The 26610-nt window shown below is 68.6% G+C and carries 28 protein-coding genes and 1 tRNA gene; 11 read left to right on the plus strand and 18 right to left on the minus strand.

Going from position 1 to position 26610, the window contains the following annotated elements; genetic code table 11:
• The coding region (locus tag DEO45_RS16745; RefSeq protein WP_223250895.1) for a hypothetical protein at window positions 1-443 on the plus strand (443 nt) is incomplete at its 5' end.
• 122 nt (window positions 444-565) lie between these two features.
• On the opposite strand, the gene DEO45_RS14935 is transcribed toward DEO45_RS16745, so the two are convergent.
• From DEO45_RS14935 to DEO45_RS14965, 7 genes are all read right to left on the minus strand, one after another.
• On the minus strand, window positions 566-1294 hold the full coding sequence (locus DEO45_RS14935; protein WP_114345469.1) for a UDP-2,3-diacylglucosamine diphosphatase: 729 nt from the start codon (window positions 1292-1294) through the stop codon (window positions 566-568).
• 8 nt (window positions 1295-1302) lie between these two features.
• Entirely contained in the window at window positions 1303-2022 is a 720-nt protein-coding gene (locus DEO45_RS14940) for a peptidylprolyl isomerase (RefSeq protein WP_114345246.1), read from the minus strand.
• 69 nt (window positions 2023-2091) lie between these two features.
• On the minus strand, window positions 2092-3609 hold the full coding sequence (locus DEO45_RS14945) for a Ppx/GppA phosphatase family protein (RefSeq protein WP_114345248.1): 1518 nt from the start codon (window positions 3607-3609) through the stop codon (window positions 2092-2094).
• An 81-nt stretch (window positions 3610-3690) separates the two neighbouring features.
• Window positions 3691-5784, minus strand: a complete 2094-nt coding sequence (gene ppk1, locus DEO45_RS14950; RefSeq protein WP_114345250.1) for a polyphosphate kinase 1 — start codon at window positions 5782-5784, stop codon at window positions 3691-3693.
• Window positions 5785-5838: 54 nt separating this feature from the next.
• A complete protein-coding gene (phoR, locus tag DEO45_RS14955; protein WP_114345252.1) occupies window positions 5839-7107 on the minus strand; it encodes a phosphate regulon sensor histidine kinase PhoR in 1269 nt (422 codons plus the stop codon).
• Between the two features lie 76 nt (window positions 7108-7183).
• Window positions 7184-7873, minus strand: coding sequence for a phosphate regulon transcriptional regulator PhoB (phoB, locus tag DEO45_RS14960; RefSeq protein WP_114345254.1), 690 nt, complete (start codon window positions 7871-7873; stop codon window positions 7184-7186).
• Between the two features lie 89 nt (window positions 7874-7962).
• Window positions 7963-9666 (minus strand): M48 family metalloprotease, encoded by a 1704-nt coding sequence (locus DEO45_RS14965; RefSeq protein ID WP_114345256.1) that lies wholly within the window; start codon window positions 9664-9666, stop codon window positions 7963-7965.
• A 126-nt stretch (window positions 9667-9792) separates the two neighbouring features.
• Here DEO45_RS14965 and grxC point away from each other — a divergent pair, with 126 nt between their 5' ends.
• From grxC to DEO45_RS14980, 3 genes are all read left to right on the plus strand, one after another.
• Window positions 9793-10056, plus strand: a complete 264-nt coding sequence (grxC, locus tag DEO45_RS14970) for a glutaredoxin 3 (protein ID WP_114345258.1) — start codon at window positions 9793-9795, stop codon at window positions 10054-10056.
• Window positions 10053-10439: a carboxymuconolactone decarboxylase family protein gene (locus DEO45_RS14975; protein WP_114345260.1), complete on the plus strand. Its 387-nt coding sequence runs from the start codon at window positions 10053-10055 to the stop codon at window positions 10437-10439. The genes grxC and DEO45_RS14975 overlap by 4 nt, the downstream gene beginning before the upstream one ends.
• Before the next feature lie 190 nt (window positions 10440-10629).
• Window positions 10630-11643, plus strand: coding sequence for an isocitrate dehydrogenase (locus DEO45_RS14980; RefSeq protein WP_114345264.1), 1014 nt, complete (start codon window positions 10630-10632; stop codon window positions 11641-11643).
• An 83-nt stretch (window positions 11644-11726) separates the two neighbouring features.
• Here DEO45_RS14980 and DEO45_RS14985 read toward each other — a convergent pair whose 3' ends face one another.
• The 8 genes from DEO45_RS14985 to DEO45_RS15020 all read right to left on the minus strand — a co-directional run bounded on the left by DEO45_RS14985 (window position 11727) and on the right by DEO45_RS15020 (window position 18815).
• Entirely contained in the window at window positions 11727-12182 is a 456-nt protein-coding gene (locus DEO45_RS14985) for a carboxymuconolactone decarboxylase family protein (protein ID WP_114345268.1), read from the minus strand.
• A 37-nt stretch (window positions 12183-12219) separates the two neighbouring features.
• Window positions 12220-13122: an RNA polymerase sigma factor SigJ gene (gene sigJ, locus DEO45_RS14990; protein WP_114345270.1), complete on the minus strand. Its 903-nt coding sequence runs from the start codon at window positions 13120-13122 to the stop codon at window positions 12220-12222.
• A gap of 57 nt (window positions 13123-13179) precedes the next feature.
• On the minus strand, window positions 13180-14136 hold the full coding sequence (locus DEO45_RS14995; RefSeq protein ID WP_114345272.1) for an aspartyl/asparaginyl beta-hydroxylase domain-containing protein: 957 nt from the start codon (window positions 14134-14136) through the stop codon (window positions 13180-13182).
• A 63-nt stretch (window positions 14137-14199) separates the two neighbouring features.
• Window positions 14200-15306 carry a class I SAM-dependent methyltransferase gene (locus tag DEO45_RS15000; RefSeq protein ID WP_114345274.1) on the minus strand — a complete coding sequence of 369 codons (1107 nt, stop codon included), beginning with the start codon at window positions 15304-15306 and terminating at the stop codon, window positions 14200-14202.
• 38 nt (window positions 15307-15344) lie between these two features.
• Entirely contained in the window at window positions 15345-16115 is a 771-nt protein-coding gene (gene thiD, locus DEO45_RS15005; protein WP_189339773.1) for a bifunctional hydroxymethylpyrimidine kinase/phosphomethylpyrimidine kinase, read from the minus strand.
• Between the two features lie 32 nt (window positions 16116-16147).
• Complete coding sequence (locus DEO45_RS15010; protein ID WP_114345279.1) at window positions 16148-17530, minus strand: PhoH family protein; 1383 nt, start codon at window positions 17528-17530, stop codon at window positions 16148-16150.
• A 55-nt stretch (window positions 17531-17585) separates the two neighbouring features.
• Window positions 17586-18047, minus strand: coding sequence for a peroxiredoxin (locus DEO45_RS15015; RefSeq protein WP_114345282.1), 462 nt, complete (start codon window positions 18045-18047; stop codon window positions 17586-17588).
• A gap of 249 nt (window positions 18048-18296) precedes the next feature.
• The gene (locus DEO45_RS15020) at window positions 18297-18815 is read right to left on the minus strand and encodes a glycine cleavage system protein R (RefSeq protein WP_114345471.1); all 519 of its coding nucleotides are present in this window, start codon (window positions 18813-18815) and stop codon (window positions 18297-18299) included.
• Between the two features lie 174 nt (window positions 18816-18989).
• Here DEO45_RS15020 and dapA point away from each other — a divergent pair, with 174 nt between their 5' ends.
• The gene (dapA, locus tag DEO45_RS15025) at window positions 18990-19868 is read left to right on the plus strand and encodes a 4-hydroxy-tetrahydrodipicolinate synthase (RefSeq protein ID WP_114345285.1); all 879 of its coding nucleotides are present in this window, start codon (window positions 18990-18992) and stop codon (window positions 19866-19868) included.
• Between the two features lie 51 nt (window positions 19869-19919).
• Window positions 19920-20510, plus strand: a complete 591-nt coding sequence (locus DEO45_RS15030) for a hypothetical protein (protein WP_114345288.1) — start codon at window positions 19920-19922, stop codon at window positions 20508-20510.
• A 66-nt stretch (window positions 20511-20576) separates the two neighbouring features.
• Here DEO45_RS15030 and fdxA read toward each other — a convergent pair whose 3' ends face one another.
• Both fdxA and DEO45_RS15040 read right to left on the minus strand, forming a co-directional pair.
• Window positions 20577-20900: a ferredoxin FdxA gene (gene fdxA, locus DEO45_RS15035; RefSeq protein ID WP_114345291.1), complete on the minus strand. Its 324-nt coding sequence runs from the start codon at window positions 20898-20900 to the stop codon at window positions 20577-20579.
• Between the two features lie 243 nt (window positions 20901-21143).
• A tRNA-Glu gene (locus DEO45_RS15040) sits at window positions 21144-21219 on the minus strand.
• A gap of 191 nt (window positions 21220-21410) precedes the next feature.
• On the opposite strand from DEO45_RS15040, the gene pcnB reads away from it, so the two are divergent.
• The 5 genes from pcnB to panD all read left to right on the plus strand — a co-directional run bounded on the left by pcnB (window position 21411) and on the right by panD (window position 25485).
• Window positions 21411-22766 (plus strand): polynucleotide adenylyltransferase PcnB, encoded by a 1356-nt coding sequence (gene pcnB / locus DEO45_RS15045; RefSeq protein WP_114345294.1) that lies wholly within the window; start codon window positions 21411-21413, stop codon window positions 22764-22766.
• Window positions 22763-23242: a 2-amino-4-hydroxy-6-hydroxymethyldihydropteridine diphosphokinase gene (gene folK, locus DEO45_RS15050; protein WP_114345296.1), complete on the plus strand. Its 480-nt coding sequence runs from the start codon at window positions 22763-22765 to the stop codon at window positions 23240-23242. Before pcnB ends, folK begins: the two co-directional genes overlap by 4 nt.
• Before the next feature lie 56 nt (window positions 23243-23298).
• Entirely contained in the window at window positions 23299-24129 is an 831-nt protein-coding gene (panB, locus tag DEO45_RS15055) for a 3-methyl-2-oxobutanoate hydroxymethyltransferase (RefSeq protein WP_114345299.1), read from the plus strand.
• Between the two features lie 16 nt (window positions 24130-24145).
• Complete coding sequence (panC, locus tag DEO45_RS15060; RefSeq protein ID WP_114345301.1) at window positions 24146-24991, plus strand: pantoate--beta-alanine ligase; 846 nt, start codon at window positions 24146-24148, stop codon at window positions 24989-24991.
• A 101-nt stretch (window positions 24992-25092) separates the two neighbouring features.
• On the plus strand, window positions 25093-25485 hold the full coding sequence (gene panD / locus DEO45_RS15065) for an aspartate 1-decarboxylase (RefSeq protein ID WP_114345303.1): 393 nt from the start codon (window positions 25093-25095) through the stop codon (window positions 25483-25485).
• A 16-nt stretch (window positions 25486-25501) separates the two neighbouring features.
• On the opposite strand, the gene queG is transcribed toward panD, so the two are convergent.
• On the minus strand, window positions 25502-26596 hold the full coding sequence (gene queG / locus DEO45_RS15070) for a tRNA epoxyqueuosine(34) reductase QueG (RefSeq protein WP_114345305.1): 1095 nt from the start codon (window positions 26594-26596) through the stop codon (window positions 25502-25504).
• Between the last annotated feature and the right edge of the window lie 14 nt (window positions 26597-26610).

Below are 26610 nucleotides of genomic sequence, written 5' to 3' on the forward strand. Positions count from 1 at the left end.
GGCAGCAACGATTCCACACATGGCAAAACTTCCTTCTGCTGAATGCGAAATTCGGGCGCTGTCGACGGGCAGCCCTTCCGGGGCGGCCGATCACGTCGAATTTTCGTGACGCGAGTCTGCTGTCGTGGCAACGCAGCGGTTGGATCAACCGCCTTGCTCATCCTGCGACCCGGTGGGTTCATCGAGTCGATGCGGGTAATCAGGCCGAGCCGTCTGCCGTTGGCCACGATGGCGGCATGCATGCGCCCGAGGCCGGTACGGTAGAGCCTCGGTCGTCCTGCAGGTCGGTCATCATGGCAGCGGAAACCGGCGCCGCGAAAATCCGCTCCAGCGGCATGCGGATGCATCATTCCGCCCGACTCGTCGGCGGTGACGGGGAGATCGTGGTCGCCTCGCCGACAGTCGCGATCCACGCTATAACCCGATGCGTGTATGTGTGGTGATAAACGGTTCTGCTCGATCACCACGGTGTCGCAGCGGGGTTCTGCCGGCCGCTGGGATACGCCCCGATATGCTTTTCGCCGCATTGGCCGAACGCCATCCTGCGCGTCATTCGGCGTTTCCTTCAGCCGGATGCAAGCCCGCGAAGCTCGACGCCGTCGTTGTCCACACGCAGCACCGAACCGTGCTCATACCAGTCGCCGAGCACGATCCGCTCGGCGGGATCGCCGTCCAGCTCGAATGAATGCACGGCTGGCCGGTGCGTATGTCCGTGGATCAGCCGGGTCACATGCGCCTTGCGCATGGTCTCGGCCACGGTTCCGGCATTGACGTCCATGATGCTTTCCATGGTGCTGCCGGTATGCGCCTTGCTGTCCGCGCGGGCCCGGGCGGCGAAGGCGCGGCGGGCCTCCAGCGGCATCGCCAGGATCTGCGCCTGCCATTCGGGCGTGCGCACCTGCCGGCGCACCGCCTGGTAGGCGAGATCGTCGGTGCACAGCACGTCGCCGTGCATCAGCAGGGTAGGGCGGCCGTGGATGTCGTGCACGGTGCCGTCGTCGAGCAGGGTCAGGCCGGCGCGTCCGGCGAACGCCGGGCCGAGCAGGAAGTCGCGGTTGCCGGCCATGAAGTACACCGGTACGCCGGCGTCGCGCACGGCGCGGCTGGCGGCGGCGATGCGCGCGGGCAGTTCGGCATCGTCGTCGTCGCCGATCCATGCCTCGACCAGGTCACCAAGGATGTACAGCGCGTCGGCGCCGCGGACCTCGGCGCCGGCCAGGTAGCGTTCGAACAGCGCGGTGATCTGCGGGCGGGCGGGGTCCAGGTGCAGGTCGGCGATGAACAGGGTGGCCATCGCGCCGGTCAACCGTTGCCGGCGTGCTTGCCGGCTTTCCCGCGCGGCTTCGGCGCGACCGGTGCGGCTGCGGCGGGTGCGGGTTTTGCCGGAGCGGCGTTGCTGGCGGCGGGTGCCGCAGGCTCCTCGCCGACGACGTGGGCGTTCTTGATCAGCACCAGCGGATCCGGCACGTCGGCGGCGAACGGACCGAGCGCCCGTGTGGGCAGGGCGGCGATCTTGTCGACCACGTCCATGCCCTTGAGCACCCTGCCGAACACGGTATAGCCCCAGGTCAGCCCGCTCTGCGTGCCGGCAAAGTCGAGCCGGCGGTTGTCGACCAGGTTGAAGAAGAATTGCGCGGTGCCGGAGTTCGGGTCGGCACCGCGGGCGACCGCCACCGTGCCGCGCAGGTTGGACAGGCCGTTGTCCGCCTCGCTGGGCACTGCCGAGCGGGTGCGCTTGGGCTGCAGGTCGCGGGTGTACAGGCCGCCCTGCACCAGGTAGCCGGGGATGGCCCGATGCAGCAAGGTACCGTCGTAAAAGCCGTCGCGGACGTACTGCAGGAAGTTGGCCACGCTCTTCGGCGCCTTGTCCGGGTACAGCTCCAGCGTGATGTCGCCCTGCGAGGTGCTGAGCACGACCTGCGGCGGTGGCGCGGCAGCGGCGCCGGTTGCCGGTTTGGCGGTCTGCGCCGCCAGCGTCGGCGGCAGGATCAGGAGCAGCGTGGCGAGCAGGAATTTCGACATGGCATCAAAAGACAAGGTCTGGGCGTCCGGGCATGATACGCGGCTGCGACGGAAGCTGGGCCGTCATGGTCAGTTGCTGGAGATGTCCAGCTTCACGCCCAGTTCGCTCATCGGTGACTGTTCCTGCTGCAGGTCGGCCTCGCTCAGCGGATGCTGTTCGAACCAGGTCAGCGGCAGGGTCAGGCGCAGCGACTTGCTGGTGGCGGCGAGCTTCATCTGCGGCAGCGACTCGGCCCGGCGCGCGCGGCGGAACAGCACGGCCAGGCGCAGCAATGCGGTGGTGTAGCGGGCGAGCTGGCGGTAGCGTTGCGGCAGTGCGGCCAATACCGCCTTGTCCGGTTTGCGCCGGTGCATCTCGACCACCGCCGCCAGCAGCTGCTGTTCCTGCCGCGAGAAGCCGGCCAGGTCGGCGTGACGCAGGATGTAGGCACCGTGGTGATGGTGCTGGCTGTGGGCGATGGCCAGGCCGATCTCATGTACGCGCGAAGCCCACGACAGCCATTCGCGGGCGTCGGCATCCAGTTTCCAGGCGCGGGCAACCTGGTCGAACAGCATCAGCGCGGTGGCCTCCACCCGCCGCGCCTGGGCGCGGTCGACGCCGTAGCGGTTGGCCAGGGCGTCGATGCTGGCGGTGCGCGGGTCGCTGCCGCCGGCGCGGCCGAGCAGGTCCCACAGCAGGCCTTCGCGCATCGAGCTTTCGCACACGCGCAGCCGCTCGATGCCGAGCGCGGCGAACGCCGCCTCGAAGATCACCACGCCGCCGGCAAGCACCGGCGCACGCTCCTCGACCAGGCCGGGCAGCTTGAGCGTGCCGATCTGGCCGTGGCCGATCAGCACGTCGCGCAGCGCGGCGAGCGATGCCGGGGTGATCCCGTCGTCGGAGAACTTCATCGCCTGCACCACCGCGCCGATCGACTTGGCGGTGCCGGACGAGCCGTAGGCGTCCTGCCAGCCCGACTCGCGGTAGTCCTCGGCGAACTGCTGCAGCAGCACGCCGATCTCGCCGAGCGCGCGTTGCCAGCGCTTGCGGTTGATCTTGCCGCCGGGGAAGAAGCGCATGGTCGAGGCGATGCAGCCGGCCTGCACGCTCTCGGTGTGCAGCGGCGCCAGCCCGCGGCCGATGATGAACTCGGTGCTGCCGCCGCCGACGTCGATGACCAGCCGCGGTTCGCGCGTGGCGGGCAGGTCGTGCGCCGCGCCGAGGAAGATCAGGCGGCCTTCCTCGCGGCCGGAGACCACCTCGATCGGGTGGCCGAGGGCCGCCTCGGCGGCGGTCAGGAAGGTTTGCGGCGAGGCCAGCCGGCGCACCGTGTTGGTCGCCACCGCACGCACCCGCATCGACGGCAGGCCGGCGATGCGCTGGCCGAAACGGGCCAGGCAGGCCAGCGCGCGGGCGCGCCGCTCGGCGTCCAGGGTGCCGTCGGCGCGCAGGCCGGCGGCCATCCGCACGGTGTCGCGCAGGCGGTCGATCACCCGCGGCTCGCCGTGCTCCATGCGGGCCACCACCAGGTGGAAGCTGTTCGAGCCCATGTCCACCGCGGCGAGCAGTTCGCCGTCGCGGATCGGTGTCTGTTCGGCTGGACTCACGCCCGGGCTCCCGCATCGGCCAGGCGCGGATTCTCGCACGGGCACGTGCCATGGGCGAAATGGTGCGTCATGCGGTGCAGCTCATTTGCAGTAGAGCTCGATCAGGCCCTGCTGCGCGCTGTAGGGCGGGTCATCGCCGGGTTCGGCGCGGGTGTAGCGGCCGTCGTCGCCGAGCAGCCACGCCTGGGTGTTGTCGGCCAGGCTGTTGGCCAGGGTTTCCTCGAACACGCGCGCGGCCAGTTCGGGGTCGAGGATCGGGAATGCCACCTCGATCCGCCGCCGCAGGTTGCGTTCCATCCAGTCCGCGCTGGCGCAGTAGATTTCCGCCTCGCCGTCGTTGGCGAACCAGTACACCCGGCTGTGCTCGAGGAAGCGGCCCACGATCGAGCGCACGCGGATGCGCTCGGAAATGCCCTGCAGGCATGGGCGCAGGGTGCACGCGCCGCGCACGATCAGGTCGATCTCCACACCTGCCTGCGAGGCGCGGTACAGCGCCTCGATCACGCGCGCGTCGTTCAGCGCGTTGAGCTTGGCGACGATGCGGGCGGGGCGGCCGGCCTCGGCGTGTGCGGTCTCGCGCTCGATCTTCGCCAGCACGCTGGGGTAGAGCGTGAACGGCGAATGCAGCAGCCGCTTCAGTTCGATGATCGGACCCAGCCCGGAAAGCTGCTGGAATACCTTGTGCAGGTCCTCGCCGATCTCCGGGTTCGCCGTCATCAGCCCGATGTCGGTGTACATCCGGCTGTTGGCCTGGTGGTAGTTGCCGGTGGACAGGTGCACGTAGCGGCGAAGCGTGTCGCCCTCGCGGCGCACGATCAGCATCATCTTGGCGTGGGTCTTGTAGCCGACCACGCCGTACACCACCTGCACGCCCGCCTCCTGCAGGCGCGTGGCGAGGCGGATGTTGGCCTCCTCGTCGAAACGCGCGCGCAGCTCGATCACCACGGTGACGTCCTTGCCGTTGCGTGCGGCCTCCACCAGCAGGTCGACCAGCGGGGTGTCCTCGCCGGCGCGGTACAGGGTCTGCTTGATCGCCAGCACCTGCGGGTCGGCGGCGGCCTGGCGCAGCAGGTCGATCACCGCGGCGAAGCTCTGGTACGGGTGGTGCAGCAGCACGTCGTGCTGGCCGATCAGCTCGAACTTGTTGCGGCCGCTCTCGAGTGCCGCCGGCAGCTGCGGGTTGAAGCGGGGGAATTTCAGCTCCGGCCGGTCCAGCCAGTCGTAGATCAATCCGGCGCGGATGATGTTGACCGGGCCGTCGCAGCGGTACACGTCGGTCTCTTCCAGCTGGAAGTTCTCGATCAGCATCGCGGTGATCGCCTTCGGGCAATCGTTGGCGATCTCCAGACGCACCGGCCGCGCATAGCCGCGGCCGACCAGCTCCTCGCTGAGCGCGAGGGCGAGGTTCTCCACCTCGGCCTCCTCGACGATCAGCTCGCTGTTGCGGGTGACCCGGAACTGGTATGCGCCGACCACCTTGAGGCCGGGGAACATCAGGTCGGCGAACGCCTGCAGCAGCTCGGCGAGGAACACGAAATGGTCGCCGGGTCCGCTGACCTCGGCCGGCACACGGATGATCCGCGGCAGCGAGCGCGGCGCGCGCACCAGCGCCATGTGGCCCTCGTGGCCGAACGCGTCACGGCCTTTCAGCACCACGGCGATGTTCAGCGTCTTGTTGAGGATGCGCGGGAACGGGTGCGCCGGGTCCAGCCCCAGCGGCGACAGCACCGGCAGCACCTCGTGCTCGAAGTAGCCGTGCAGCCAGCGGCGCTGGCGGGGACTCCATTGCTTGCGGGTGAGGATGTGGATCTGCTCGGCGTCCAGCTGCGGGGCGAGCTGCTCCTGCCATGCCGTGTACTGTTCGCTGACCAGGTCCAGCACGCGGCTGCGGATGCGCGCCAGCAGCTCGCCCGAAGCCAGCCCGTCCGGTCCCGGTGCGGCCGAGCCGTAGGCGTGGTGGCGCTTGAGCGTCGCCACCCGCACCTCGAAGAATTCGTCGAGGTTGTTCGCCACGATGCTCAGGTAGCGCAGCCGCTCCAGCAACGGCACGGAGTCGTCGCGCGCCATCGCCAGCACGCGGAAATTGAACTCCAGGGCAGCCAGCTCGCGGCTGAGGTACAGCCCGGGCGCGGTCAGGTCGGTGGCATCGGGCGGGACGGGGGCGGGCGGGCGCATGCCTCATTCTGGCGCATGGCGAGGGCCAAATGCATGCGTCGCCGCCGCAAGCCTTCAGGTTTCGTCGTTGTTGCCGGGGGGGAGAAGGCGCGCCATGCCGAAATGGCAGGAGAAGGTGGAGCCCACTCCCGGGGCGCTCTGGATTTGCAGCTGGGCCTGGTGCAGGTTCAGCACGTGCTTGACGATCGACAGGCCCAGTCCGGTGCCGCCGGTATCGCGCGAGCGGCTGGAGGAAACCCGATAGAAGCGCTCGGTGAGGCGGGCCAGGTGCGAGGCCGGGATGCCGAAGCCGGTGTCGCTGACCGAGTACACCGCGCCGGCGGGTTCGCGCTGCCAGCGGATGGTGATGCTGCCGCCCGCAGGGGTGTAGCGCACCGCGTTGCTGGCCAGGTTCGACAGCGCGCTGTGCAGATCTTTCGGCGAGCCGAGCAGGTCGACCCCGGCGGAGGATTCCAGCACGATGCGATGGCGGCCCTGGCTGAGCGCCTCGGCCTCCTTGCGCACGGTCGCCAGCAGGGCTTCCATCGGCACCCGCTCGTCGACGACCTCGTGCTGGGTCTCCAGCCGCGACAGGGTCAGCAGATCCTCGACGATCTGGCCCATCCGCTTCGACTGCGCGCGCATCTCGCCCAGCACCGGGGCCAGCTCGGGCACGTCTTCGGGGTCGAGCAGTTCCAGGTAGCCGTGGATCACCGTCAACGGCGTGCGCAATTCGTGCGACACGTTGGAGACAAAATCGCGGCGGGTCTGTTCGAGCCGGTTCAGGTGGCTGACGTCGTGCGCCAGCAGCAGTTGCTCATGGTCGCCGAGCGGCAGCAGGCTGAGGTTGATCTGGCTGTTCGCCTGCCCCGGCGCGCTGGCGTCGTTGAGCGGCTCGCGCGCTCCGTCGCGCAGCCAGTCGGCGAGTTCGGAGCCGGCCAGCCGCTGCGACAGGGATACCCCGCGGTCCTGCGGCCGGCGCAGCCCGAGCAGGTTCTCGGCAGCATGGTTGAACCAGCGGATCTGCTGCTGTTCGTCGAGCAGCACCACGGCGTCGGGCAACTTGCTTACGGCGTTGCGCAGGTCGCGCAGATTCGAGGCGAGGCGGCGGGATCGCGTCATGAAGCGGTCATGCTGGAGGGAGGTGGCGGTCGCGGATGCATCCATCATGATCTGGTCTTGATGACGGATCCGCGTCAGCAGCAAGACGACTTCGGCGATGGCGACCAGGGCGATGCCGGCCGCCGGGTGACCGCCGGCCAGCCAGCCCAGCAGCGCACCGCCGCCCAGGCCGGCAGCCAGCGTGGCGGGCAGTTTCCAGGGAGGCGTGGCGGACGGGCTCATGCGGCGCGGAGGCTCGGGGCGGCGGGGGCCCAGCATCGGCAAAAGGCGCCGCCGCCGCAAGCCGGCTCGCGCCGGCTCAAATGCTGGTCGAGAAACGGTAGCCGGTACCGCGCACGGTCTGCACCAGCTCGTCCAGCTTCCACGGCTCCAGCGTCTTGCGCAGGCGGCGGATGTGCACGTCGACGGTGCGCTCCTCCACGTACACGCTGCCGCCCCAGACGTGGTCGAGCAGCTGCGTGCGCGAGTAGACGCGCTCGGGATGGGTCATGAAGAAGTACAGCAGGCGGTATTCGGTGGGACCGATCGGCACCGGCTCGTCGCCGGCGAAGACCCGGTGCGCCGGACCGTCGATGCGCAGGCCGCCGAGTTCGACCACGCCGGAGCCGTCGTCGCCCTGGCTGCGCCGCAGCACGGCCTTGATCCGGGCGACCAGTTCGCGGGTGGAGAACGGCTTGACCACGTAGTCGTCGACACCGGCCTCGAGGCCGTTGACGCGGTCCATCTCCTCGCCGCGCGCGGTGAGCATGATGATCGGGACCTCGCGGCTGAGCTCCTCCTTGCGCAGGCGCCGTGCCAGCTCCAGTCCGCTGGTGCCGGGCAGCATCCAGTCGAGCAGGATCAGGTCTGGGACCTGTTCGGCGATCGCCATCTGGGCGGCGCGCGAGTCGGCCGCCTGCATCGCGTCCATGCCGGCCTTGCGCAGGGCAAAGGCGATCATTTCGCGGATCGAGGTCTCGTCTTCGACGATCAGGATGCGTTTGTGCACGCCGGGGTCCGCAGTGTCTTGTGACCGTGATATTGCAATGGATGAATGTTACGTGTCGATGACATGGGGCCGGCTCGAAGGGATCCGGGTTATCCCGGCGGCCGCACGGCGCCGTCCGGGCCGGCGCCGAGGCTGAAGCACAGCCGGCTGTCGCAGCCGCCGTCGGGCCGCAGCTGCTGCTGCCGCCCGTCAGGGTTGTCTTCGGTCTTGATCTTGCGCTTGTGCAGCTCCAGCACCAGCGGGGTCAGTTCGCTGATGCGCGCCTGGATGCGCGCCCGCGCGTAGTAGTCCAGGTCGTCGCGCTTGAGCAGCCGCTTGAGCTGTTCCATCGCGTCGAACGGCCGGCCGGAGTAGTAGCTGGCATCGGCGAACGCCTCGCCGGCGCGCACGCTGTCGCCGGCCTTCTCGCTGGCGCGGGCGTAGGCGCTGTAGACCTCGGGCTCGCTGGCATCGTCCAGCAGCGGACGCAGCAGGTTCGCGGCGAGGCTGGCCTGCGCCTTGTCGCCGCCGGCGGTAAGCGCCTTGGCGTAGGCGAGCGCGACGGCACGGTTGCGCGGCGACTGGGTATTGAGCTCGGTATACATCGCCAGCGCCGCGGCGTGCTGCCCGGCCTGCAGGCGGGCGTCGGCCAGCGCCAGCTTCAGGATCAGGTTGTCCGGATGGGACTGCAGCAGCGGCTGCAACTCCCCGGCCGCGATGGCGCCGCGCCCGCTGCGGGTAAGCGCCAGGGCGTAGCCGTAGCGGTTCGCCGGCGTGTCGAAATCGGGGCGGGACTGCAGGCTGGCGCTGTAGTAGGTGGCCAGCTTGGTCGCGTCGCCGGCCAGCACGCGCACGCGCTCGCGCATCAGCGCGTAGGTGTCGAGGCCGCCGCGCACCGACGGCCGCAGCAGGGTGGCGGGATCCTTCACGAACGCGATCGGAGCTGTGCTTTTCTCCCACTGCAGCTTGTCCATGGCGGTGCCGGACGGGCGCAGCTTCTGCGCCGCGGCCAGTGCGCCGGCGCGCGCCTTGGCATCGCTGATGCGCATCGTCGTCACCGGGTGCGTCTGCAGCAGGGCCGGCACGTCCTCGCCGCCGGCGCCGGCACTCATCGCGTCCTGCATGCGCTGGAAGAAGCCGGCCATCGCGTTCGGGTCGAAGCCGGCCTTGGCCAGCGTCTGGATACCCACGCGATCGGCCTCGATCTCGTCCTTGCGGGTGAAGTTGATCGACTTCTGCGCGATCAGCCCCTGGCCGCCGGCCAGCACCGCCATCGGCGCGTCGCCGCCGTGGCCGCCGGCGCCGGCGACGATCGCGCCCAGCAGCACCAGCGCCATCAGCGGCGCGTCCTTTCTGGAATCCTCGAACGCGCGCTGCAGGTGGTTCTGGGTGATGTGGCCGATCTCGTGGGCGATCACGCCGGCCAGCTCGCTCTCGTCCCGGGTGATCGTCATCAGCCCGGCGTTTACCGCGATGTAGCCGCCGGGCGCGGCGAACGCGTTGATCTCCTGGTCCTTGACGACGAAGAACGTGAAGTGCTCTTTCGGCTTGTCGCTGCTGGCGGCCAGCCGGTAGCCGAGGTCGTTGATGTAGTCGTCCAGCAGCGGGTCGTCCACCACCATGTCCAGGGCGCGCATCTGGCGCAGCATCGAGGCACCGTAGTCCTGCGCCTCCTGCGGCGAGATCAGCGCGTTGGCCGAGCTGCCCAGGTCGGGCAGGCGCACGTTGTCCTGGGCGCCGGCGGCGCAGGCCAGCGCGGCGGTGATCAGCGCCGTCAGCAGGCGCGGGATGGGGCGTCGTGGTGCCATGGTCATAGGTTGGGCGACAATAGCACTGTGACCGCGGTTCGCCGCATCGGTTCAGCCTGGCCCGGCCGCTTGAGCCGGCAGCGGCGCGGCCCCATGTTCTGTTGGTCTTTTCCCATGCAGCGGAGTGTCGTGATGTCCAAGATCGAGGTCTATTCCACCGCGGTATGCCCGTACTGCGTGGCGGCCAAGAACCTGCTCAAGTCCAAGGGGCTGGAGTGGACCGAGGTGCGCGTCGATACCGATCCGGCGCAACGCGACACGATGCTGGCGCGCAGCGGCGGTCGCCGCACCGTGCCGCAGATCTTCATCAACGACGAGCTCGTGGGTGGCTACGACGACCTGGTTGCCGCCGATCGAAGCGGCAGGCTGGCCGAGTTGCTGGAGCAGGCGGCATGAGCGACAAGCTTGCGGAATTCACCGCGTTCCGCCAGCGCATGAACGAGCGCATCCTGGCCGAGGACAACCAGGTCGTGCGGCGCTTCTTCGCGCTGGACACGCAGACCTACAAGGCCGGCGCGCTGGACGTGAAGACCAAGGAGATGCTGGGCCTGGTCGCCTCGATGGTGCTGCGCTGCGACGACTGCATCAGCTACCACGTTGCGCAGTGCAAGGACGCCGGCGTGCAGCGCGACGAATTCTTCGAGGTGTTCAGCGTGGGTCTGGTGGTAGGCGGCTCGATCGTCATCCCGCACCTGCGCCGCGCGGTGGACCTGCTCGACCAGCTCGAGTCGGGTGCCGGGAACGATCCCGCTGCCTGCAGCGATCACGCCGGAGCGTAGCCGCTGCGGTTGCAGGAAGCGCGGCTGGCTGCGGCTTTTTGCAATGCTGCGTGCGAGTATTTTCAACGCCTTGCAGGGCAATCGCCCTGTTCGCGCGGGGCCTTATCGGCGATAATCGACCGGTTTCGGCGCCTGCGCATCCCCATGTGCACGCGCTGCCTGCAGCATTCCGTTCCAAGGAGTTACCCCCATGAGCAAGACGATTGCCGTGATCCCCGGCGATGGCATCGGCCCGGAGATCATGACTGCCACGTTGCGCGTGCTCGACGCGCTGGACTGCGGCCTTTCCTATGACTTCGTCGACGCCGGCATGGTCGCGCTGGAGAAGCACGGTGATCTGCTGCCCAAGGCCACCCTGGACAGGATCGCCGAGCACAAGGTGGCGCTGAAGGGTCCGCTGACCACGCCGATCGGCGGCGGCTTCACCTCGGTCAACGTGACCCTGCGCCGCCATTTCGACCTGTACGCGAACGTGCGCCCGGCGGTGAGCTTCCCCGGCACCAGGTCGCGCTACGAGAACATCGACATCATCACCGTGCGCGAGAACACCGAGGGCGCCTACCGCTCCGAGGGGCAGACCCTGTCCGAGGACGGCGAGATCGCCGAGTCGGTCGCGCGCAACACCCGCAAGGGAAGCAGCCGGATCGTGCGCTACGCGTTCGAGCTGGCGGTGAAGAAGGGCCGCAAGAAGGTCACCGCGGTGCACAAGGCGAATATCCTGAAGACCAGTTCGGGCCTGTTCCTCAACGTGGCGCGCGAGATCGCCAGGGAATACCCGCAGATCGAGTTCAACGAGATGATCGTGGACAACACCTGCATGCAACTGGTGATGAATCCGTACCAGTTCGACGTGATCGTCACCACGAACCTGTTCGGCGACATCCTCTCGGACCTGTGCGCCGGTCTGGTCGGCGGCCTCGGCCTGGCGCCGGGCGACAACATCGGCGAGGGCGCGGCGATCTTCGAGGCGGTGCACGGCTCGGCGCCGGACATCGCGGGCAAGGGCATCGCCAACCCGTGCGCGCTGCTGCTGGCCGCGGCCGACATGCTCGACCACCTGGACATGGTGGCCAAGGGCGACCGGCTGCGCCAGGCGATCCGCGATACCATGACGAACGACCGCGACAGCGTGACGCCGGACCTGGGCGGCAAGGGCAGCACCAGCAGCTTCGCCGACGCGATCGTGAAGCGCCTCGCGGCCTGATCCGCGCAGCCGCTGCAGAAAAAGCCGCGGGCATGCCCGCGGCTTTTTCATTGGGCCGAGGTGAGCCGGCTGCTACCCGCGTTTCAATGCTTGGCCGGCTTGTAGCTGCCCACGTCGGCTTGCGACGGGATGGCGATGCGGTTCCAGCTATTGATCGCGATCACGGCCATGTTGAGGTCGATCAGTTCCTCCTCGCTGAAGTGGACGCGGGCCTCCGTGTAGACCTGATCGGGCACGCCGTGGATCGGGTCGAGCCGGGTCACCGCCTCGCACCAGGCCAGCGCGGCACGTTCGCGGGCGCTGTAGAACGGCGCTTCGCGCCAGGCCTGCAGCAGGTACAGGCGTTGCTCGGTCTCACCGGCGGCGCGGGCGTCCTTGCTGTGCATGTCCAGGCAGTAGGCGCAGCCGTTGAGCTGCGAGACGCGCATCTGCACCAGTTCGATCAGGTTTTGTCCGAGGCCGGAGTTCCTGACGTATTCGCCCAGGGCAAACAGTGGCTTCACGGCGTCGAGGCGTTTGTTGACGTTGAAACGGGGCATGGGGTTTTCCTTGCAGTGTGCGGCCGGGATTGGCCATTCAATGCACGGACGTGGGCGCTGCCGATTTCGTGACGGCCGCCAGCCGGGCCAGTTTGGCGGGGTGGCGCAGCGCGTGCACGGCGGTGATGCGTTCGCCGTCGTCGTCGATCCAGCTGGCCGAGATCAGCGTGTCGCCCTGCCAGCTGAGCAGGGCGGGCATGCCGTTGAGCTGGCGGATCTCGTGGCGCACGCCGTGGCGTTGTTGTTGCAACGCGATCTGCATGTACAGCCGGGCCAGCCGTTCGGCGCCATGCAGCGGGTGCAGGACGGCCCGCGCCAAGCCACCGCCATCGGAAACGCTCATGGCGTCCTCGGCGAAGAGGGCGCGCAGCGTGGGCATGTCGGGTTGCTGCAGCGCCCGCACGAAGCGTTCTAGCAGGCGGCGTTGCGTGCCGGTGTCCGGCAGCGGCTGGCGCGGCCTGTCCCCGCGCAACCGTTGCTTTGCGCGGTGCACGCGCTGGCGGCAGGCGTCCTCGGTGATCTCCAGCATCGCGGCCGCTTCGGCGTGGCTGTAGTCGAACACCTCGCGCAGCAGGAAGGCGGCGCGTTCCTCCGCGTTCAGACGCTCCAGCAGCAACAGGAAGGTGAGGGTGAGACTTTCGGCTCGCTCCAGTTGCGCCTCCGGTTGATCGGCGTCGACGGTCAGCGGCTCCGGCAGCCACGGACCGGAGTAGTGCGAGCGCTCGATCTTGGCGCGGCGCAGCCGATCCAGCGCGATGCGTGTGGTCACGGTGACCAGCCACGCCTCCGGGTCGTCCAGTGCGCCGGTGCCCTGTTTATGCCAGCGCAGCCACGCGTCGTGCAGCACGTCCTCGGCGTCGCTGGGCGTGCCCAGCATGCGGTAGGCCAGGCCGAACAGGCGCTGACGGTATTGCTGGAAAAGGGCGGTCTGCGCGTCCATGAAACGCTCCGGGAGTTGACCCAGCCAGGACGCGCTGCTGCCGCGAAACGTGACTGCCTAGCGGAAGATCGGCCACGGTGCCAGGAAGATCAGCCAGATCAACAGCAGGATGCCCAAGTACTTGCCGGCCTTGTACAGCTTCCTGTGACGGCTCTTGAACGCGGCCTTCCACGCGTGCCCGGCGCCCTTGCGGCGCCGGCTGAGCGCATACAGGCGGTTGACGAAACCGGTCTTCTCGGCGTTGCCTTCGGTGTTCGGCGAGGCGGTGATGCGGCCCATGAAGGCGCCGACGCGATGGTTGATCGCGCTCATCCAGCGCGTGCGCAGCGGGCGCTCCACGTCGGCGAACAGGATCACCCTGGTCTGGTCGGTCTTGTTCTCCACCCAGTGCACGTAGGTTTCGTCGAACACCACGTCCTTGCCGTCGCCCCAGGCGTGCTCCTCGCCGTCGACGAAGATGCGGCAGTCGCGCGAGTTCGGCGTGATCAGGCCCAGGTGGTAGCGCAGCGAGCCGGCGAACGGGTCGCGGTGCGGGTTGAGTTTGCTGTTCGGCGCCAGCGTGGCGAACATCGCCGCCTTGATGCTGGGGATGGATTTCAGGAGCGCCACCGTCTGCGGGCACAGCGCCTCGGCCGAGGCCAGCGGCTCGCCGTACCACTTGAGATAAAAGCGCTTCCAGCCCTGCTTGAAGAAGCTGTTGAAGCTGGCGTCGTCGTTCTTCGCCGCGGCGCGGATGTGGCCCTCGTCGAACAGCGACAGCGCTTCCGCGCGGATGGTCTGCCAGTTCGCCTGCAATAGATCCAGTTGCGGGAAGCCGCGGCGATCGAGGATCGGTCGGGCCGGCACCGCCGAGAACGCGTACATCAGCAGGTTATACGGCGCGAACACCGCCGAGTGGTCGACCAGCTGGCGGTCGAAGCGCAACCGCACGCGGCCACGCAGGTGCACCAGCAGCACGCACAGCGCGAAGAAGGCGAACAGGGCCAGCAGGATGAGGCGGGGGGCGAGGCTCATGGTCGGTGCGTGCAACCGTGGAATGACTGTCGGCCAGACATTCTACTCGCTTGGCCGCCGCCGCTATCGCGAGGCTGCCGCGGCCTTCATCTGCTGTTCCCGGGTCAACTCGACGTGGCGCTGCGGGCTGACCGGTTCGGATATGGGCACGGCGACCGCGCCCTTGTGGCGCAGCGCGGCGATCATGTTGGCGGCGGGATAGCGGCCGGCGGCGAGAGCGGCCGAATCGAGCGCCTGCACGTGGTCGATCCAGGCGCGGTCCGCGGCCTGCTGCGGGTCGAAGTTGAAACCGATCCGCCGTTCGACGAACGGCACGATGGCGCCGCCGAAACTGAAGAACAGCTCGAAATCGAACTCCGCCAGCAGGCAGCCCACGATGTCCTGCGCGCGCACGCCCTCGTTCGAATACGCGGCGTGGTTGACCGGTCGGTAGCGCTCCGGTGCGGTGTTGAAATGGCGGTCGTGGCGCTGGCCGGGCGGCAGGGTTGTCCACGCTTGCTGCACCAGGCGTTCCACGTCCGGCCACAGCTGGTGGCCGTTGCGGCCGACGATGTCGGAGCTGAGCAGCACGCCCCGCGTCGCGAGCGAGCGGCGCAGCGAGCGGCAGAACGTCTCCAGCTCGGTGACGTGGTGGAAGAACTGGTTGACGATGATCGCGTCCTGCCCGGGCAGGTCGAACGGCTGGTTGCAGTCGCGCACCTCGAACGCCATCGCCGCGGCAACGCCGTGCTCCTTCGCCATGGCCTCGGCGCGATGCAACAGGGCGCGGTTGAAGTCGAGGCAGGTGATCCGTGCCGGGATGCCGTCGGCCTGCAACCGGGCGGCCAGTTCGATCTCCATGCCGCAGGCGCCGGCACCGGCACTGAGCACGCGCACCGGCCGGCGTTCGTCGGCCGCTCGACGGCGCACATGGTCGAGAAAGAAGCCTTCCGGCGAACCGATGCCGAGCCGCTGCGCATCGGGCGCCAGGAAGCGTCCCGACCAGTAGCCGAAGATCGGCGGCAGCGTTTCGCCCTGGTATTGCGGGGTGGCGCTGAACGCGACGCGTTCGGCCATGGCGAGCAGCCGGCGGCTCGCCGGCGCCGGCAGCGAGCGCGCCAGCAGCGCAATGGCGCGCTTGGCGGGCAGCCGGTGGCGGTAGGCAAAATCTTTCAGCTGACGGGAAAGCATCGTCGGGGATGGCTCGGATGACGGGGCAGGCGGATAATTCAGTGCCGCAGCACGTGGACGTCGCCGCCGCCGGGTCGGTAGCTGCGCCGCAAGGCACGATCCACGTAGGCTACCGCACGCCGCACGGCCGAGCGCGGCGATCGGCCCTGCGCGAGTTCGGCGGCGATCGCCGCGGCCAGCGTGCAGCCGGTGCCGTGGCCCTCCAGCGGCAACCGTGGGTGGCGCAGTTCCAGCACGCCGCGCGCGTCGTAGTAACGGTCCACCACTTCGGCGCCATCGGCATGGCCGCCCTTGAGCAGCACGCCGGCGGCGCCCAGCCCGAGCAGGGCCGCGCCGGCGGCGTCGCACTCTGCCGGGGTCCTGATCGGGCGACCGAGCAGCGCCTCGGCCTCGGGCAGGTTCGGGGTGAGCACGTCGGCCAGCGGGATCAGTTCGCCGGCCAGAATGTCGACGGCCTGCTCGTCCAGCAGGCGGGCGCCGCTGGTGGCGATCATCACCGGGTCGACCACCAGCCAGGCCGGCTTGCGCGCGGCCATCTCTCGCGCCACCAGCCGGGTGACGGCGGCGCTGCCGAGCATGCCGGTCTTCACGGCGGCGACCGGAAAATCGCCGAACACGGCAGCGAGCTGGCTGCGCACGTGGGCCAGCGGCACCGCGTGCACGGCATTGACGCCGCAGGTATTTTGCGAGGTGATCGCGGTGATCGCGGAAAGCCCGTGCACGCCATGGGCGTGGAAGGTTTTCAGATCCGCCTGGATGCCCGCGCCGCCGCCGGAGTCGGAGCCGGCGATGGTGAGGGCGCAGGGCACCGACGCCGCTCCGGCGCCTTTTCGCGTTCCGTTCAAAGCGCCTCTGCCGCGAAATCCGCCAACCGCGAACGCTCGCCGCGGCGCAGGGTGATGTGCGCGGAGTGCTCCCAGCTCTTGAAGCGGTCGACCGCGTAGGTAAGGCCGGAGGTGGTCTCGGTGAGGTAGGGCGTGTCGATCTGCTCGACGTTGCCGAGGCAGACGATCTTGGTGCCGGGACCGGCGCGGGTGATCAGCGTCTTCATCTGCTTCGGGGTGAGGTTCTGTGCCTCGTCGATGATCAGGTAGCGGCTCAGGAAGGTGCGCCCGCGCATGAAGTTGAGCGAGCGGATCTTGATGCGCGAGGCGAGCAGGTCGTTGGTGGCCTGGCGGCCCCAGCTGCCGCCGTCCTCGGGGTTGGCCAGCACTTCTAGGTTGTCGGTGAGCGCGCCCATCCACGGCGTCATCTTCTCTTCCTCGGTGCCGGGCAGGAAGCCGATGTCCTCGCCCACCGAGACGGTGGCGCGGGTCATGATGATCTCGCGGTAGCGCTGCTGGTCCATCACCTGGGCCAGTCCGGCGGCCAGCGCCAGCAGGGTCTTGCCGGTGCCGGCGTTGCCGAGCAGGGTGACGAAGTCGATGTCCGGATCCATCAGCGCGTTGAGCGCGAAGTTCTGCTCGCGGTTGCGCGCGCCGATGCCCCACACGTGATGGTTGGCGTGCGAGTGGTCGTCCAGCAGCACCAGCGTGGCGCTGGCCTCGTCCAGGTGCAGCACGCGCAGCTCGATCGCGTTCTCGCCGGGCAGGTACAGGCATTCGTTCGGGTACCAGGTTTCCTCATCGCGCCGCTTCACCTCGTAGAACGTGCGGCCGCGCTCGGTCCACGAGCGCACCTCCGGATGCAGCTCCCAGAAATCCTCCGGCAACGCGGTCGAGCCGGTGTAAAGCAGGGAAAAATCGTCCAGCGCGCGATCGTTCTCGTAATCCTCGGCGACCAGTCCGTTGATGCTGGCCTTGATCCTGAGGTTGATGTCCTTGGTGACCAGGATCACGTCGCGGTCCGGGTTCTGGTCGCGCAGTTCGATCACTGCCGCCAGGATCTGGTTGTCCGCCTTGGCGTGGCCGTTGCTGCTGGTGCGATGCTGGAAATACAGCCGGCCGACCGAGGTGCCGCGCTTGAGCTTGACGCCCTGCGGGTTGCTCAGTTCCAGGCCGTCGGCGAGGTCGTGCTGCTTGCCGCGCTCGATCAGCTCGTTGAGGAAGCGGCTGGCCTGGCGGCCGTTGCGCGAGACTTCCGAGGCGCCTTTCTTCTTTTCGTCCAGTTCCTCCAGCACGGTCATCGGGATGAAGACGTCGTGTTCCTCGAAGCGGAACAGCGAGGTCGGGTCATGCAGCAGGACGTTGGTGTCGAGAGCGTAGATGCGCTTGCTTCCGGTCATGCGGAAGGGTCCTCGCTGTGGGGGTGGAGGGAACTGCGGGCGTCAGCCATGACGGTCAACGGGCGGGAATGGCGTCGAGCACGGCCTGGGCGTGGCCGGGCACCTTCACGCCGCGCCATTCGCGCGCCAGCTTGCCGTCGGGGTCGATCAGGAAGGTGCTGCGCACGATGCCCAGGTGGCGCTTGCCGTACAGCACCTTCTCGTGGATCACGTCGAAGGCGCGGCACCAGGTTTCGTCGGGATCGGATACCAGCGGGAACGGCAGTTCCTGCTTCGCGGCGAAGTTGGCGTGCGATTTCTGCGAATCGCGCGAGACGCCGACGATCTGCGCGTGGCGCTTGCGGAAGGCGGGATGGAGATCGCGGAAATCCTTCGCCTCGTTGGTGCAGCCGGGAGTGCTGTCCTTCGGGTAGAAATACACCACGATCCACTGACCCTTGAGGCTGGCGAGTTCAAGCTCGCCGCCGTCGCCGGTGGCGCCCGTCAGCGGGGGCAGTTTCTTGCCGATATCAGGCATGGAGAGTCCTGCACGGCGATGCCGTGCCGCGATGGAAGATGGAAAGGGAGGTGGAGCGGGGTGGCCCGGGCCGGCGGGGTGGCGGCGAGGCGTCTGGATGCGCCCGTGGCGATCGGCATGAATCGACGCGCTGATGGCAATGCACCGTCCCTCTGGGGGTCCACGGCGACAGACTAGCGCGGGCGAGGCGGCGCAGGACAGTCCTTGCCAGGAAAGCGCGATCGCGCGATGCTCGGCAGACTGCTGCGCTCAGAACTTGACCGGATCCATGATCGCGTCGAGGTTCAGGCCGTCGCACAGTTCCAGGAAGTCGTCGCGCAGCGCGGCGATGTGGATCTCCGCCGGGATACCGATGGTGAACTGGGCCTGGAACATGTCCGCCCCGGTCTGCATCGCCTGGTAGCGGGTGGAGTTCAGCTGCTCCACGCTGATGCCGTGCTGGCTGAAGAACTCCACGATGCGCGCCACGATCCCGGGCCGGTCGGCGGCCACCACTTCCACCAGGTAGGGCAGCAGGTGCGAACTGTTCGCGCGCGGACCGGTACGGTAATGCACCAGCCGCAGGCTCTCGTCGCGGGCCAGCTTGGTCAGCGCGGTTTCCAGCTTGGCCAGCGCGTCCCAGGCGCCGCTGGCCAGCAGCATCAGCGAGGTTTCCGTGCCGATCGTGGAGACGCGCGATTCGTAGAGGTTACAGCCGGCGTCGGCGATCCGCTTGGCCAGCGCCAGCAGTGGCGACTTGCCTGCCGTGGTGAGCGCCTGGATCAGCAACTGGTTGTCGTTGCCCGAGCGCGGAGGGACGGTGGAGGATTTCAAGAGGGCAGGCCTGTGGGCGACGGTCGTCCGCACGATGCGGAACCGTGAGACTACACCGGCTGAGCTTACTTGCCCGCCTCGCGAGGCGGCAAGTAACATGCGGGGCTTGCCTTGTAGCGGAATCGAGTCTTGAACATTCGCGGAAGCATCTGCGCGCTGGCCACCCCATTTGCAGCGGACGGCGCGCTCGACCTGGGCGCGTTCGGCCGGCTGCTCGACCATCAGCTGGCCGGCGGCACGCAGGCGCTGGTGGTGGCCGGATCCACCGGCGAAGCGCACATGCTGGAGCATGACGAGTTCGACCGGCTGCTGGTGTTCGCGCTCGAGCATGTGGCCGGGCGGGTGCCGGTGATCGCCGGCACCGGCGAAGCGGGCACCGCCAAGACGGTCGCGCTGACCCGCCGCGCGCGGGCGCTGGGTGCCAACGCGGCGCTGGTGGTGACGCCGTACTATGTGCGCCCCACCCAGGAAGGGCTGCGCCGCCATTTCCTCGAGGTGGCCGAGCACGGCGGCCTGCCGGTGCTGCTCTACAACGTGCCGACCCGCACCGGCTGCGACCTGCTGCCTGAAACCGTGGCCGGCCTGCGCGATCATCCGGCGATCGCGGGAATCAAGGAGGCGCGCGCCGATCGCGAGCGGATTTCGGCGCTGGCGGAACTTGTGCGCGAGGATTTCGTCTATCTGTCCGGCGACGACGGCAGCGCCGGCGAGGCGATGCTGGCCGGGGCGGCCGGCACCATCTCGGTGGTGGCGAATCTGGTGCCGCGGGCGTTCCGTGCCCTGTGCGACGCGGCGACCGGCGGCGACCGGGCGTCGACGGCGCATTGCCAGGACGCGCTCGAGCCGCTGCTGCAGGCATTGAACTGCGCTCCGAACCCGATCGCGGTCAAGGCGTGCCTGCACGCGCTGGGGTTGGGACTGGCCCTGCCGAGGTTGCCGCTGGTGGAGCTGAACGACGGTCCGGAACGCGCCCGATTGCACCAAGCGCTGTCCAGTCTGGCATCCTAGGCGACTGCGGCCGGTTGACGGTTGCCTGCCTTACTCACGGAATCTGATTACATGAAGAAAAGCTCGCTCCTCGTGGCCCTGCCGGCCCTGGCCCTCAGCGGCCTGCTGCTTTCCGGCTGCGGCGCGTTCCGCTCGCACAAGGCCTGGAACACCGCCCTGCAGGAATCGCCGCTGGAGATCCCCCCGGGTCTTGACCGGCCATCGACCACGGAGGCGCTGTCGATTCCGCCGCCGGGTGCGAACGTGCCGACCGCCAACGGCGCCACGGCGCGCACGAGCTCGGCCGGTGGCGAGATCTCCGACGGCTTCGTGCTGGCCGACAATGTCGACAACGCCTATCGCCGGATCGGCCAGGCGCTGGAGGGCGGCAGCCTGGGACAACTGGTCGGTCACGACGATGCTGCTCACAGCTACACGCTGAACGTTTCCGATGCGGTGGCACAGCAGAAGAAAAAAGGTTTCTTCGGCCGCATGTTCGGTCGCGACAAGGCTGATGCCGCGCTGGCGCCGGGTGCCGGTTCGCATCAGGTGGTGATCAGTGTCGGCAGCAGCGGCGAGAAAGCCAGCGAAGTACGCGCCGAAGGCAACGCCGCGGCGGTGGCCAAGGTGATCGATACGTTGAAGTCGCGCCTGGGCAGCTGATTCCCGCACCCGGCACCACGAAAAAACGCCGCCCCGGAGGGCGGCGTTTTTGCTTGCGGGGCAGGCTCAGCGCTGCAGCAGCTTGAGCTTGTCCGGCCGGCCTTCCCAATCCTTGGCGTCGGGCAGGGCGTCCTTGCGTTCGGTGATCACCGGCCAGCTCTTCGCCAGCTCGGCGTTCAGCGCCACGAACTCTTCCTGGCCGGCCGGCACGTCGTCCTCGGGATAGATCGCATTGATCGGGCATTCCGGTTCGCACAGCGTGCAGTCGATGCACTCGTCGGGATCGATCGCCAGGAAGTTCGGACCCTCATGGAAGGCGTCGACCGGGCAGACCTCGACGCAGTCGGTGTACTTGCACTTGATGCAATTGTCGATGACAACAAAGGTCATGAATTGGCCTGCTCTTCTCTCTCATGAGGAGTGCGGCTATGGATGGCCGCTTCTGATCCGCGCCAGACGCAGGAGAGGTGTGGGCTGGTAGCCACCTCTCCGATCGCGGCGATCACGGATGATCGCACAGGCGATGAAGAGTGCGGCCATGGATGGCCGCTTTTGATCCGACCGACGACCTGATGCCTCGGATCGCCAAGACCCTTCACGGCAGGGGCAATCATGGAAGATTGCACAAGCAATTGGCGCTCCCTACGAGGTTCGAACTCGTGTTCCCGCCTTGAGAGGGCGGTGTCCTAGGCCGCTAGACGAAGGGAGCGTTATGTCGCGAGGCGCGCTAGTATAGCGGAATTGTTTCGCCCGGCAATGCTTGGCATGCATCGGCATGCGCCGCGCGGAAACACGTCCTGCCGGCGCCAGCGCCCCCCGCGCCCCGGGACGATTCGCGGCGTTGCGCACCGCGATATATTGCAACCGAAGGGGCAACCGCCCTGCCAGGATCCCGACCGCTTGAATCCCGAATCAAGGACCGACCCCACGCTGGAGCTGCGGATCATTCCGCGCGATCAGCACATCATCTCGCGCAAGAACATCAGCAAGGCCGCGCTGCGTGTGCTGTACCGCCTGAACGAAGCCGGCTACGCGGCCTACCTGGTCGGCGGCGCAGTGCGCGACCTGCTGCTGGGGCTGCGGCCGAAGGACTTCGACGTCGCCACCGACGCCACCCCGGACGAGGTGAAGAAGCTGTTCCGCAACTGCCGCCTGATCGGCCGCCGTTTCCGGCTGGCGCACGTGGTGTTCGGTCCGGAGATCATCGAGGTGGCCACCTTCCGCGGCACCGGCGAGGAGGGCGGCGAGGGCGATCGCCACATCGTCGACGGCCGCATCGTGCGCGACAACATCTGGGGCACCATCGAGGAGGACGCGGTGCGCCGCGACTTCCGCGTCAACGCGATGTACTACGACATCAGCGATTTCTCGGTACGCGACTACGTCGGCGGCATGCGCGACCTCGAAGACCGCGTGTTGCGCCTGATCGGCGATCCCGACATCCGCTACCACGAGGATCCGGTGCGCATGCTGCGCGCCGCGCGGCTGGCGGCCAAGCTCGGCATGAGCATCGACGCCGCCGCGATGGCGCCGTTCGAGACGCTTGGGCCGCTGCTGGCCGACGCCGCACCGGCGCGGCTGTTCGACGAATCGCTGAAGATGTTCCTTGCCGGCAACGGCCTGAAGAGTTTCCGCATGCTGGAGCTGAGCGGCCTGCTGAAATTCCTGTTCCCTGCCACGGCGCGTGCGCTTCGACGCGGCGACGAGGCCCTGCGCTCGCTGATCGAGCAGGGGCTGGCGAACACCGATGCGCGGATCGCAGAGGGCAAGTCGGTGACTCCGGCGTTCCTGTTCGCGGTGCTGCTGTGGGGCGAAGTGCGCGACGTGGCGCAGCAGCTGATCGCGCGCGGCATCGAAGGCAACGAGGCATGGTCGCGCGCCGCCGCCCAGGTCGTTGGCGAGCAGTGCCAGCGCGTGGCGATCCCGCGCCGGTTCACCTTCACGATGGAAGAAATCTGGTCGCTGCAGCCGCGCTTCGAGCAGGTCCAGCGCAAGCGGGTGTTCCGCCTGATGGCGCATCCGCGCTTCCGCGCTGCGTTCGACTTCCTGCTGCTGCGCGCGGACGAGTCGCCGGCGCTGCGCGAGCTGGGGCAATGGTGGGCGCATGCGCAGCAGCTGCCGCCGGAGGTGCTGGCGGCGGCACTGCCGGCCGGCGGCGGGGCCGTCGAACACCATGCCCCGGCACCGGCGGCGGCCAAGCCGCCGCGCCCGCGCCGGCGGCGCCGCCGGCCGGGTAACAAATCGGGCTCCGCGTGACCCTGGCCTACGTCGCCCTGGGCAGCAACCTCGGCAACCCGCGGCAGCAATTGCTCGATGCGCTGGACGAGCTGGCACGGTTGCCGCAAACCCGCCTGCTGCAGCGTTCGCACCTGTACCGCACGCCGCCGTGGGGCGTGCTGCAGCAACCGCCGTTCATCAATGCTGCGGCGGAGCTGGATACCGCGTTGTCGCCGCATGCCCTGCTGGATGCCCTGCTGGCGATCGAGCGGCGCGCCGGCCGCGTGCGCGCCGAGCGCAACGGGCCGCGCACGCTGGACCTGGACCTGCTGCACGTCGATGGAGTGCAACTGCACGACGCGCGGCTGACCCTGCCGCACCCGCGCATGGCCGAACGCGCGTTCGTGCTGTTGCCGCTGCACGATATTGCGCCCACGCTGCGTCTGCCCGGGCAGGGCATGGTGGCCGAGCTGCTGCCGCTGCTCGACCAGGCAGGCTGCGAACGGGTGGCTTGAGCCTCCACGCTGCCGCGCCGGATAATCCGCGGTCTCCCCCACTTTCAGGAATTGCCGTGTACGTGCAGAACGCCAGTGCCCCCGAGCGCAAGCCAGTGACCGTACCCGGCCTGCGCGCGATGAAGGCGCAGGGACAGCGCATCGTCATGCTCACCGCCTATGACGCCAGTTTCGCCTGGCAACTGGAGGCGGCCGGCATTGACATCGCGCTGGTCGGCGATTCGCTCGGCATGGTGGTGCAGGGGCACCACAGCACGCTGCCGGTGACGCTGGAGCACATGGTCTACCACACCGCCGCGGTGGCGCGCGGGCTGTCGGCCACCTTGCTGGTGACCGACCTGCCGTTCATGGCCGACCGCGACGTGGCGCACGCGCTGGAAGCGGGCGCGCGGCTGGTGGGCGAGGCCGGCGCGGCGATGGTGAAGATCGAGGGCGCCGCGCCGCATATCCTGGAGGCGACCGCCGCGCTCACCGCACGCGCAATCCCGGTCTGCGCGCACCTGGGCCTCACCCCGCAGTCGGTGCACAAGTTCGGCGGCTTCAAGATCCAGGGCCGCGAGCAGGAGGCGGCCGATCGCGTGCTGGCCGAGGCGCTGGCGGTGCAGGCGGCCGGGGCGGATCTGCTGGTGATGGAGGGCGTGCCGGTCGAGCTGGGCCAGCGGGTGACCGCGGCGCTGAAGATCCCGGTGATCGGCATCGGCGCCGGCCCGCATTGCGACGGCCAGGTGCTGGTGATCCACGATCTGCTCGGCATCACCCCGGGCAAGCGTCCGAAGTTCAGCAAGGATTTCCTGGCCGGGCGTGATTCTGTCGCCGCGGCGATCGCCGCGTACGCCGAAGACGTGCGTAGCGGCGCATTTCCGGCCCCCGAACACTGCTTCAACTGACCAGCGAGTCCGCCGCATGCAGACCGTACAAGATGCCCCCTCCCTGCGCGCCGCGATCCGCGGCTGGCGCGAGAAGGGTCAGACGGTGGGCTTCGTGCCGACCATGGGCAACCTGCACGCCGGCCACCAGTCGCTGATCCGGCTGGCGCGGGCGCGCACCGAGCGGGTGGTGGCGAGCGTGTTCGTCAACCCCACCCAGTTCGGCCCGAACGAGGATTACGACCGCTATCCGCGCACCCTGGTGCAGGACCAGGCGGCGCTGGCCGAGCAGGATTGCGACCTGCTGTTCGCGCCGGATGTAGCCACGATGTATCCGTTCGGCCCGGAACACAGCGTCAGCGTGCGCGTGCCGCAGATCACCGACACGCTGGAGGGTGCACACCGCCCGGGCCACTTCGACGGCATGGCCACGGTGGTGTGCAAGCTGTTCAACCTGGTGCAGCCGGACGTGGCGGTGTTCGGCCAGAAGGATTTCCAGCAGCTCAAGGTGGTCGAGCGGATGGTGCGCGACCTGGGGCTGCCGGTGAAGGTGGTGGCGGCGCCGATCCTGCGCGCCGACGACGGCCTGGCGCTGAGCTCGCGCAACCAGTACCTGAGCGCCGAGGAGCGCGCGCGCGCGCCGCTGATCCACGACACCCTGCAGAAGATGCGCGGGCTGCTGGCGCAGGGGCACCCGTGGCAGGCAGTCGAGCAGACCGCCGCCGCGCGCCTGGCGCGGGCCGGCTTCGTGCCCGATTACGTGGTGATTCGCCGCGCGGAGGACCTGGCCGAGCCGGCCGACGGCGAGCGCGAAGGGCTGGTGGCACTGATTGCGGCCCGCCTGGGCAACACCCGGCTGATCGACAACTTGCGGTTCGACTGAGCCGGCCGCATATCGGGCCCGTGCCGCTTGATGTTGCAGCGCAGCGTCAACGGTTCGATAATCGCCGACTTTGCAGGCTGTACCTGCCGGAAAGTAACGCCATGCACCTGAACATGCTCAAGGCCAAGATCCACCGCGCCACGGTGACCCACGCCGAGCTGCACTACGAAGGCTCGATCGCGATCGACGGTCTGCTGCTGGATGCCTCGGGCATCCGCGAGTACGAGCAGATCCACGCCTGGAACGTCAACAGCGGCCAGCGCTTCGTCACCTACGCGCTGCGCGCCGAGGAAGGTTCCGGCATCATCTCGGTCAACGGCAGCGCCGCGCGCAGCGCGCAGGCGGGCGACATCGTCATCATCGCCGCGTTTGCGCAGCTGAGCGAGGCGGAGCTGGAGCAGTACCAGCCCACCTGCGTCTACATCGCGCCGGGTCCGGGCAACCGCATCAGCCACACCAACCATTCCATTCCGAAGCAGATGGCCGCGGCCTGAGGCTTCGGTCAGGCTCTTAGCCCTGCTGCTTCGCCAGCGCCCACGCCACGTGCTCGCGCACGACCGCCGAAGGGTGGTCGGCGCGCGCGTTGAGCGCCTCGATCGCTTCCGCTGACTTCGGCGCATTGCCCAGCGCCACCGCGATGTTGCGCAGCCAGCCTTCGTAGCCGGTGCGGCGGATCGCCATGCCTTCCGTGCGCTTGAGGAATTCGTCCTCGCTCCACGCAAACAGCTCGACCAGCCTGGCGCCGTCGAGACTGTGCCGCGGCGCGAAGTCCGGCTCGGCGGTGGCCTGCGCGAACTTGTTCCACGGGCATACCAGCTGGCAGTCGTCGCAGCCGAAGATGCGGTTGCCCATCGGCGTGCGCAGTTCTTCGGGGATGCTGCCCTTCAGCTCGATCGTGAGATAGGAAATGCAGCGTTTGGCGTCGAGCCGGTACGGCCCGAGGATCGCTTGCGTCGGGCACACCTCGATGCAGCGCGTGCACGTACCGCAGTGCGCGCTGGCCGGCTCGTCCGGCGGCAGGGGCAGGTCGGTGTACAGCTCGCCGAGGAAGAAGTACGAGCCGGCGTGGCGGTTGATCAGCACGGTGTGCTTGCCGATCCAGCCCAGCCCCGCGTTGCGCGCCAGCGCCTTCTCCAGCACCGGCGCGGAGTCCACGTAGGCGCGGTAGCCGAAGTCGCCGACCACGCCGTGGATGCGCTCCGCCAGTTTCTGCAGGCGCCCGCGCATCAGCTTGTGGTAGTCGCGCCCCAGCGCGTAGCGCGACACATAGCCGGCCTCGCCATCGCCGAGCACCGCCCAGGCGTTCGCGGTACCGGGCGGGATGTAGTCCATGCGCACCGAGATCACCCGCCGCGTGCCGGGCTCCAGCTCGGCCGGGCGGGTGCGCCGGGTGCCGTGGCGGGCCATGTATTCCATCTCGCCGTGGTGGCCGTGCTCGAGCCAGCGCAGCAGGTGTTGCTCGTCCTCGCCCAGTTCGGTGCCGCTGATGCCGGCCTCGGCGAAACCCAGCTCGATCGCCCAGCGCTTGATGTCGCGGGCGAGGGTGGCATAGTCGGGAGGGTGGATCTCGGTGCTGGACATCCGCCTATTGTAGGCGTGGCGCATGCCTATAATCCGCG

This window comes from Rhodanobacter denitrificans (assembly GCF_003335105.1).
GTDB lineage: Bacteria > Pseudomonadota > Gammaproteobacteria > Xanthomonadales > Rhodanobacteraceae > Rhodanobacter > Rhodanobacter denitrificans_A.

Coding starts and splice junctions, on each gene's coding strand:
- DEO45_RS14935 (WP_114345469.1), bottom strand. CDS start 1,294: ATGGCCACCCTGTTCATCGCCGACCTGCACCTGGACCCCGCCCGCCCG.
- DEO45_RS14940 (WP_114345246.1), bottom strand. CDS start 2,022: ATGTCGAAATTCCTGCTCGCCACGCTGCTCCTGATCCTGCCGCCGACG.
- ppk1 (WP_114345250.1), bottom strand. CDS start 5,784: ATGCGCCCGCCCGCCCCCGTCCCGCCCGATGCCACCGACCTGACCGCG.
- phoR (WP_114345252.1), bottom strand. CDS start 7,107: ATGAGCCCGTCCGCCACGCCTCCCTGGAAACTGCCCGCCACGCTGGCT.
- DEO45_RS14965 (WP_114345256.1), bottom strand. CDS start 9,666: ATGACCATGGCACCACGACGCCCCATCCCGCGCCTGCTGACGGCGCTG.
- grxC (WP_114345258.1), top strand. CDS start 9,793: ATGTCCAAGATCGAGGTCTATTCCACCGCGGTATGCCCGTACTGCGTG.
- DEO45_RS14975 (WP_114345260.1), top strand. CDS start 10,053: ATGAGCGACAAGCTTGCGGAATTCACCGCGTTCCGCCAGCGCATGAAC.
- DEO45_RS14980 (WP_114345264.1), top strand. CDS start 10,630: ATGAGCAAGACGATTGCCGTGATCCCCGGCGATGGCATCGGCCCGGAG.
- DEO45_RS14985 (WP_114345268.1), bottom strand. CDS start 12,182: ATGCCCCGTTTCAACGTCAACAAACGCCTCGACGCCGTGAAGCCACTG.
- sigJ (WP_114345270.1), bottom strand. CDS start 13,122: ATGGACGCGCAGACCGCCCTTTTCCAGCAATACCGTCAGCGCCTGTTC.
- DEO45_RS14995 (WP_114345272.1), bottom strand. CDS start 14,136: ATGAGCCTCGCCCCCCGCCTCATCCTGCTGGCCCTGTTCGCCTTCTTC.
- DEO45_RS15000 (WP_114345274.1), bottom strand. CDS start 15,306: ATGCTTTCCCGTCAGCTGAAAGATTTTGCCTACCGCCACCGGCTGCCC.
- DEO45_RS15010 (WP_114345279.1), bottom strand. CDS start 17,530: ATGACCGGAAGCAAGCGCATCTACGCTCTCGACACCAACGTCCTGCTG.
- DEO45_RS15015 (WP_114345282.1), bottom strand. CDS start 18,047: ATGCCTGATATCGGCAAGAAACTGCCCCCGCTGACGGGCGCCACCGGC.
- DEO45_RS15030 (WP_114345288.1), top strand. CDS start 19,920: ATGAAGAAAAGCTCGCTCCTCGTGGCCCTGCCGGCCCTGGCCCTCAGC.
- fdxA (WP_114345291.1), bottom strand. CDS start 20,900: ATGACCTTTGTTGTCATCGACAATTGCATCAAGTGCAAGTACACCGAC.
- panC (WP_114345301.1), top strand. CDS start 24,146: ATGCAGACCGTACAAGATGCCCCCTCCCTGCGCGCCGCGATCCGCGGC.
- panD (WP_114345303.1), top strand. CDS start 25,093: ATGCACCTGAACATGCTCAAGGCCAAGATCCACCGCGCCACGGTGACC.
- queG (WP_114345305.1), bottom strand. CDS start 26,596: ATGCGCCACGCCTACAATAGGCGGATGTCCAGCACCGAGATCCACCCT.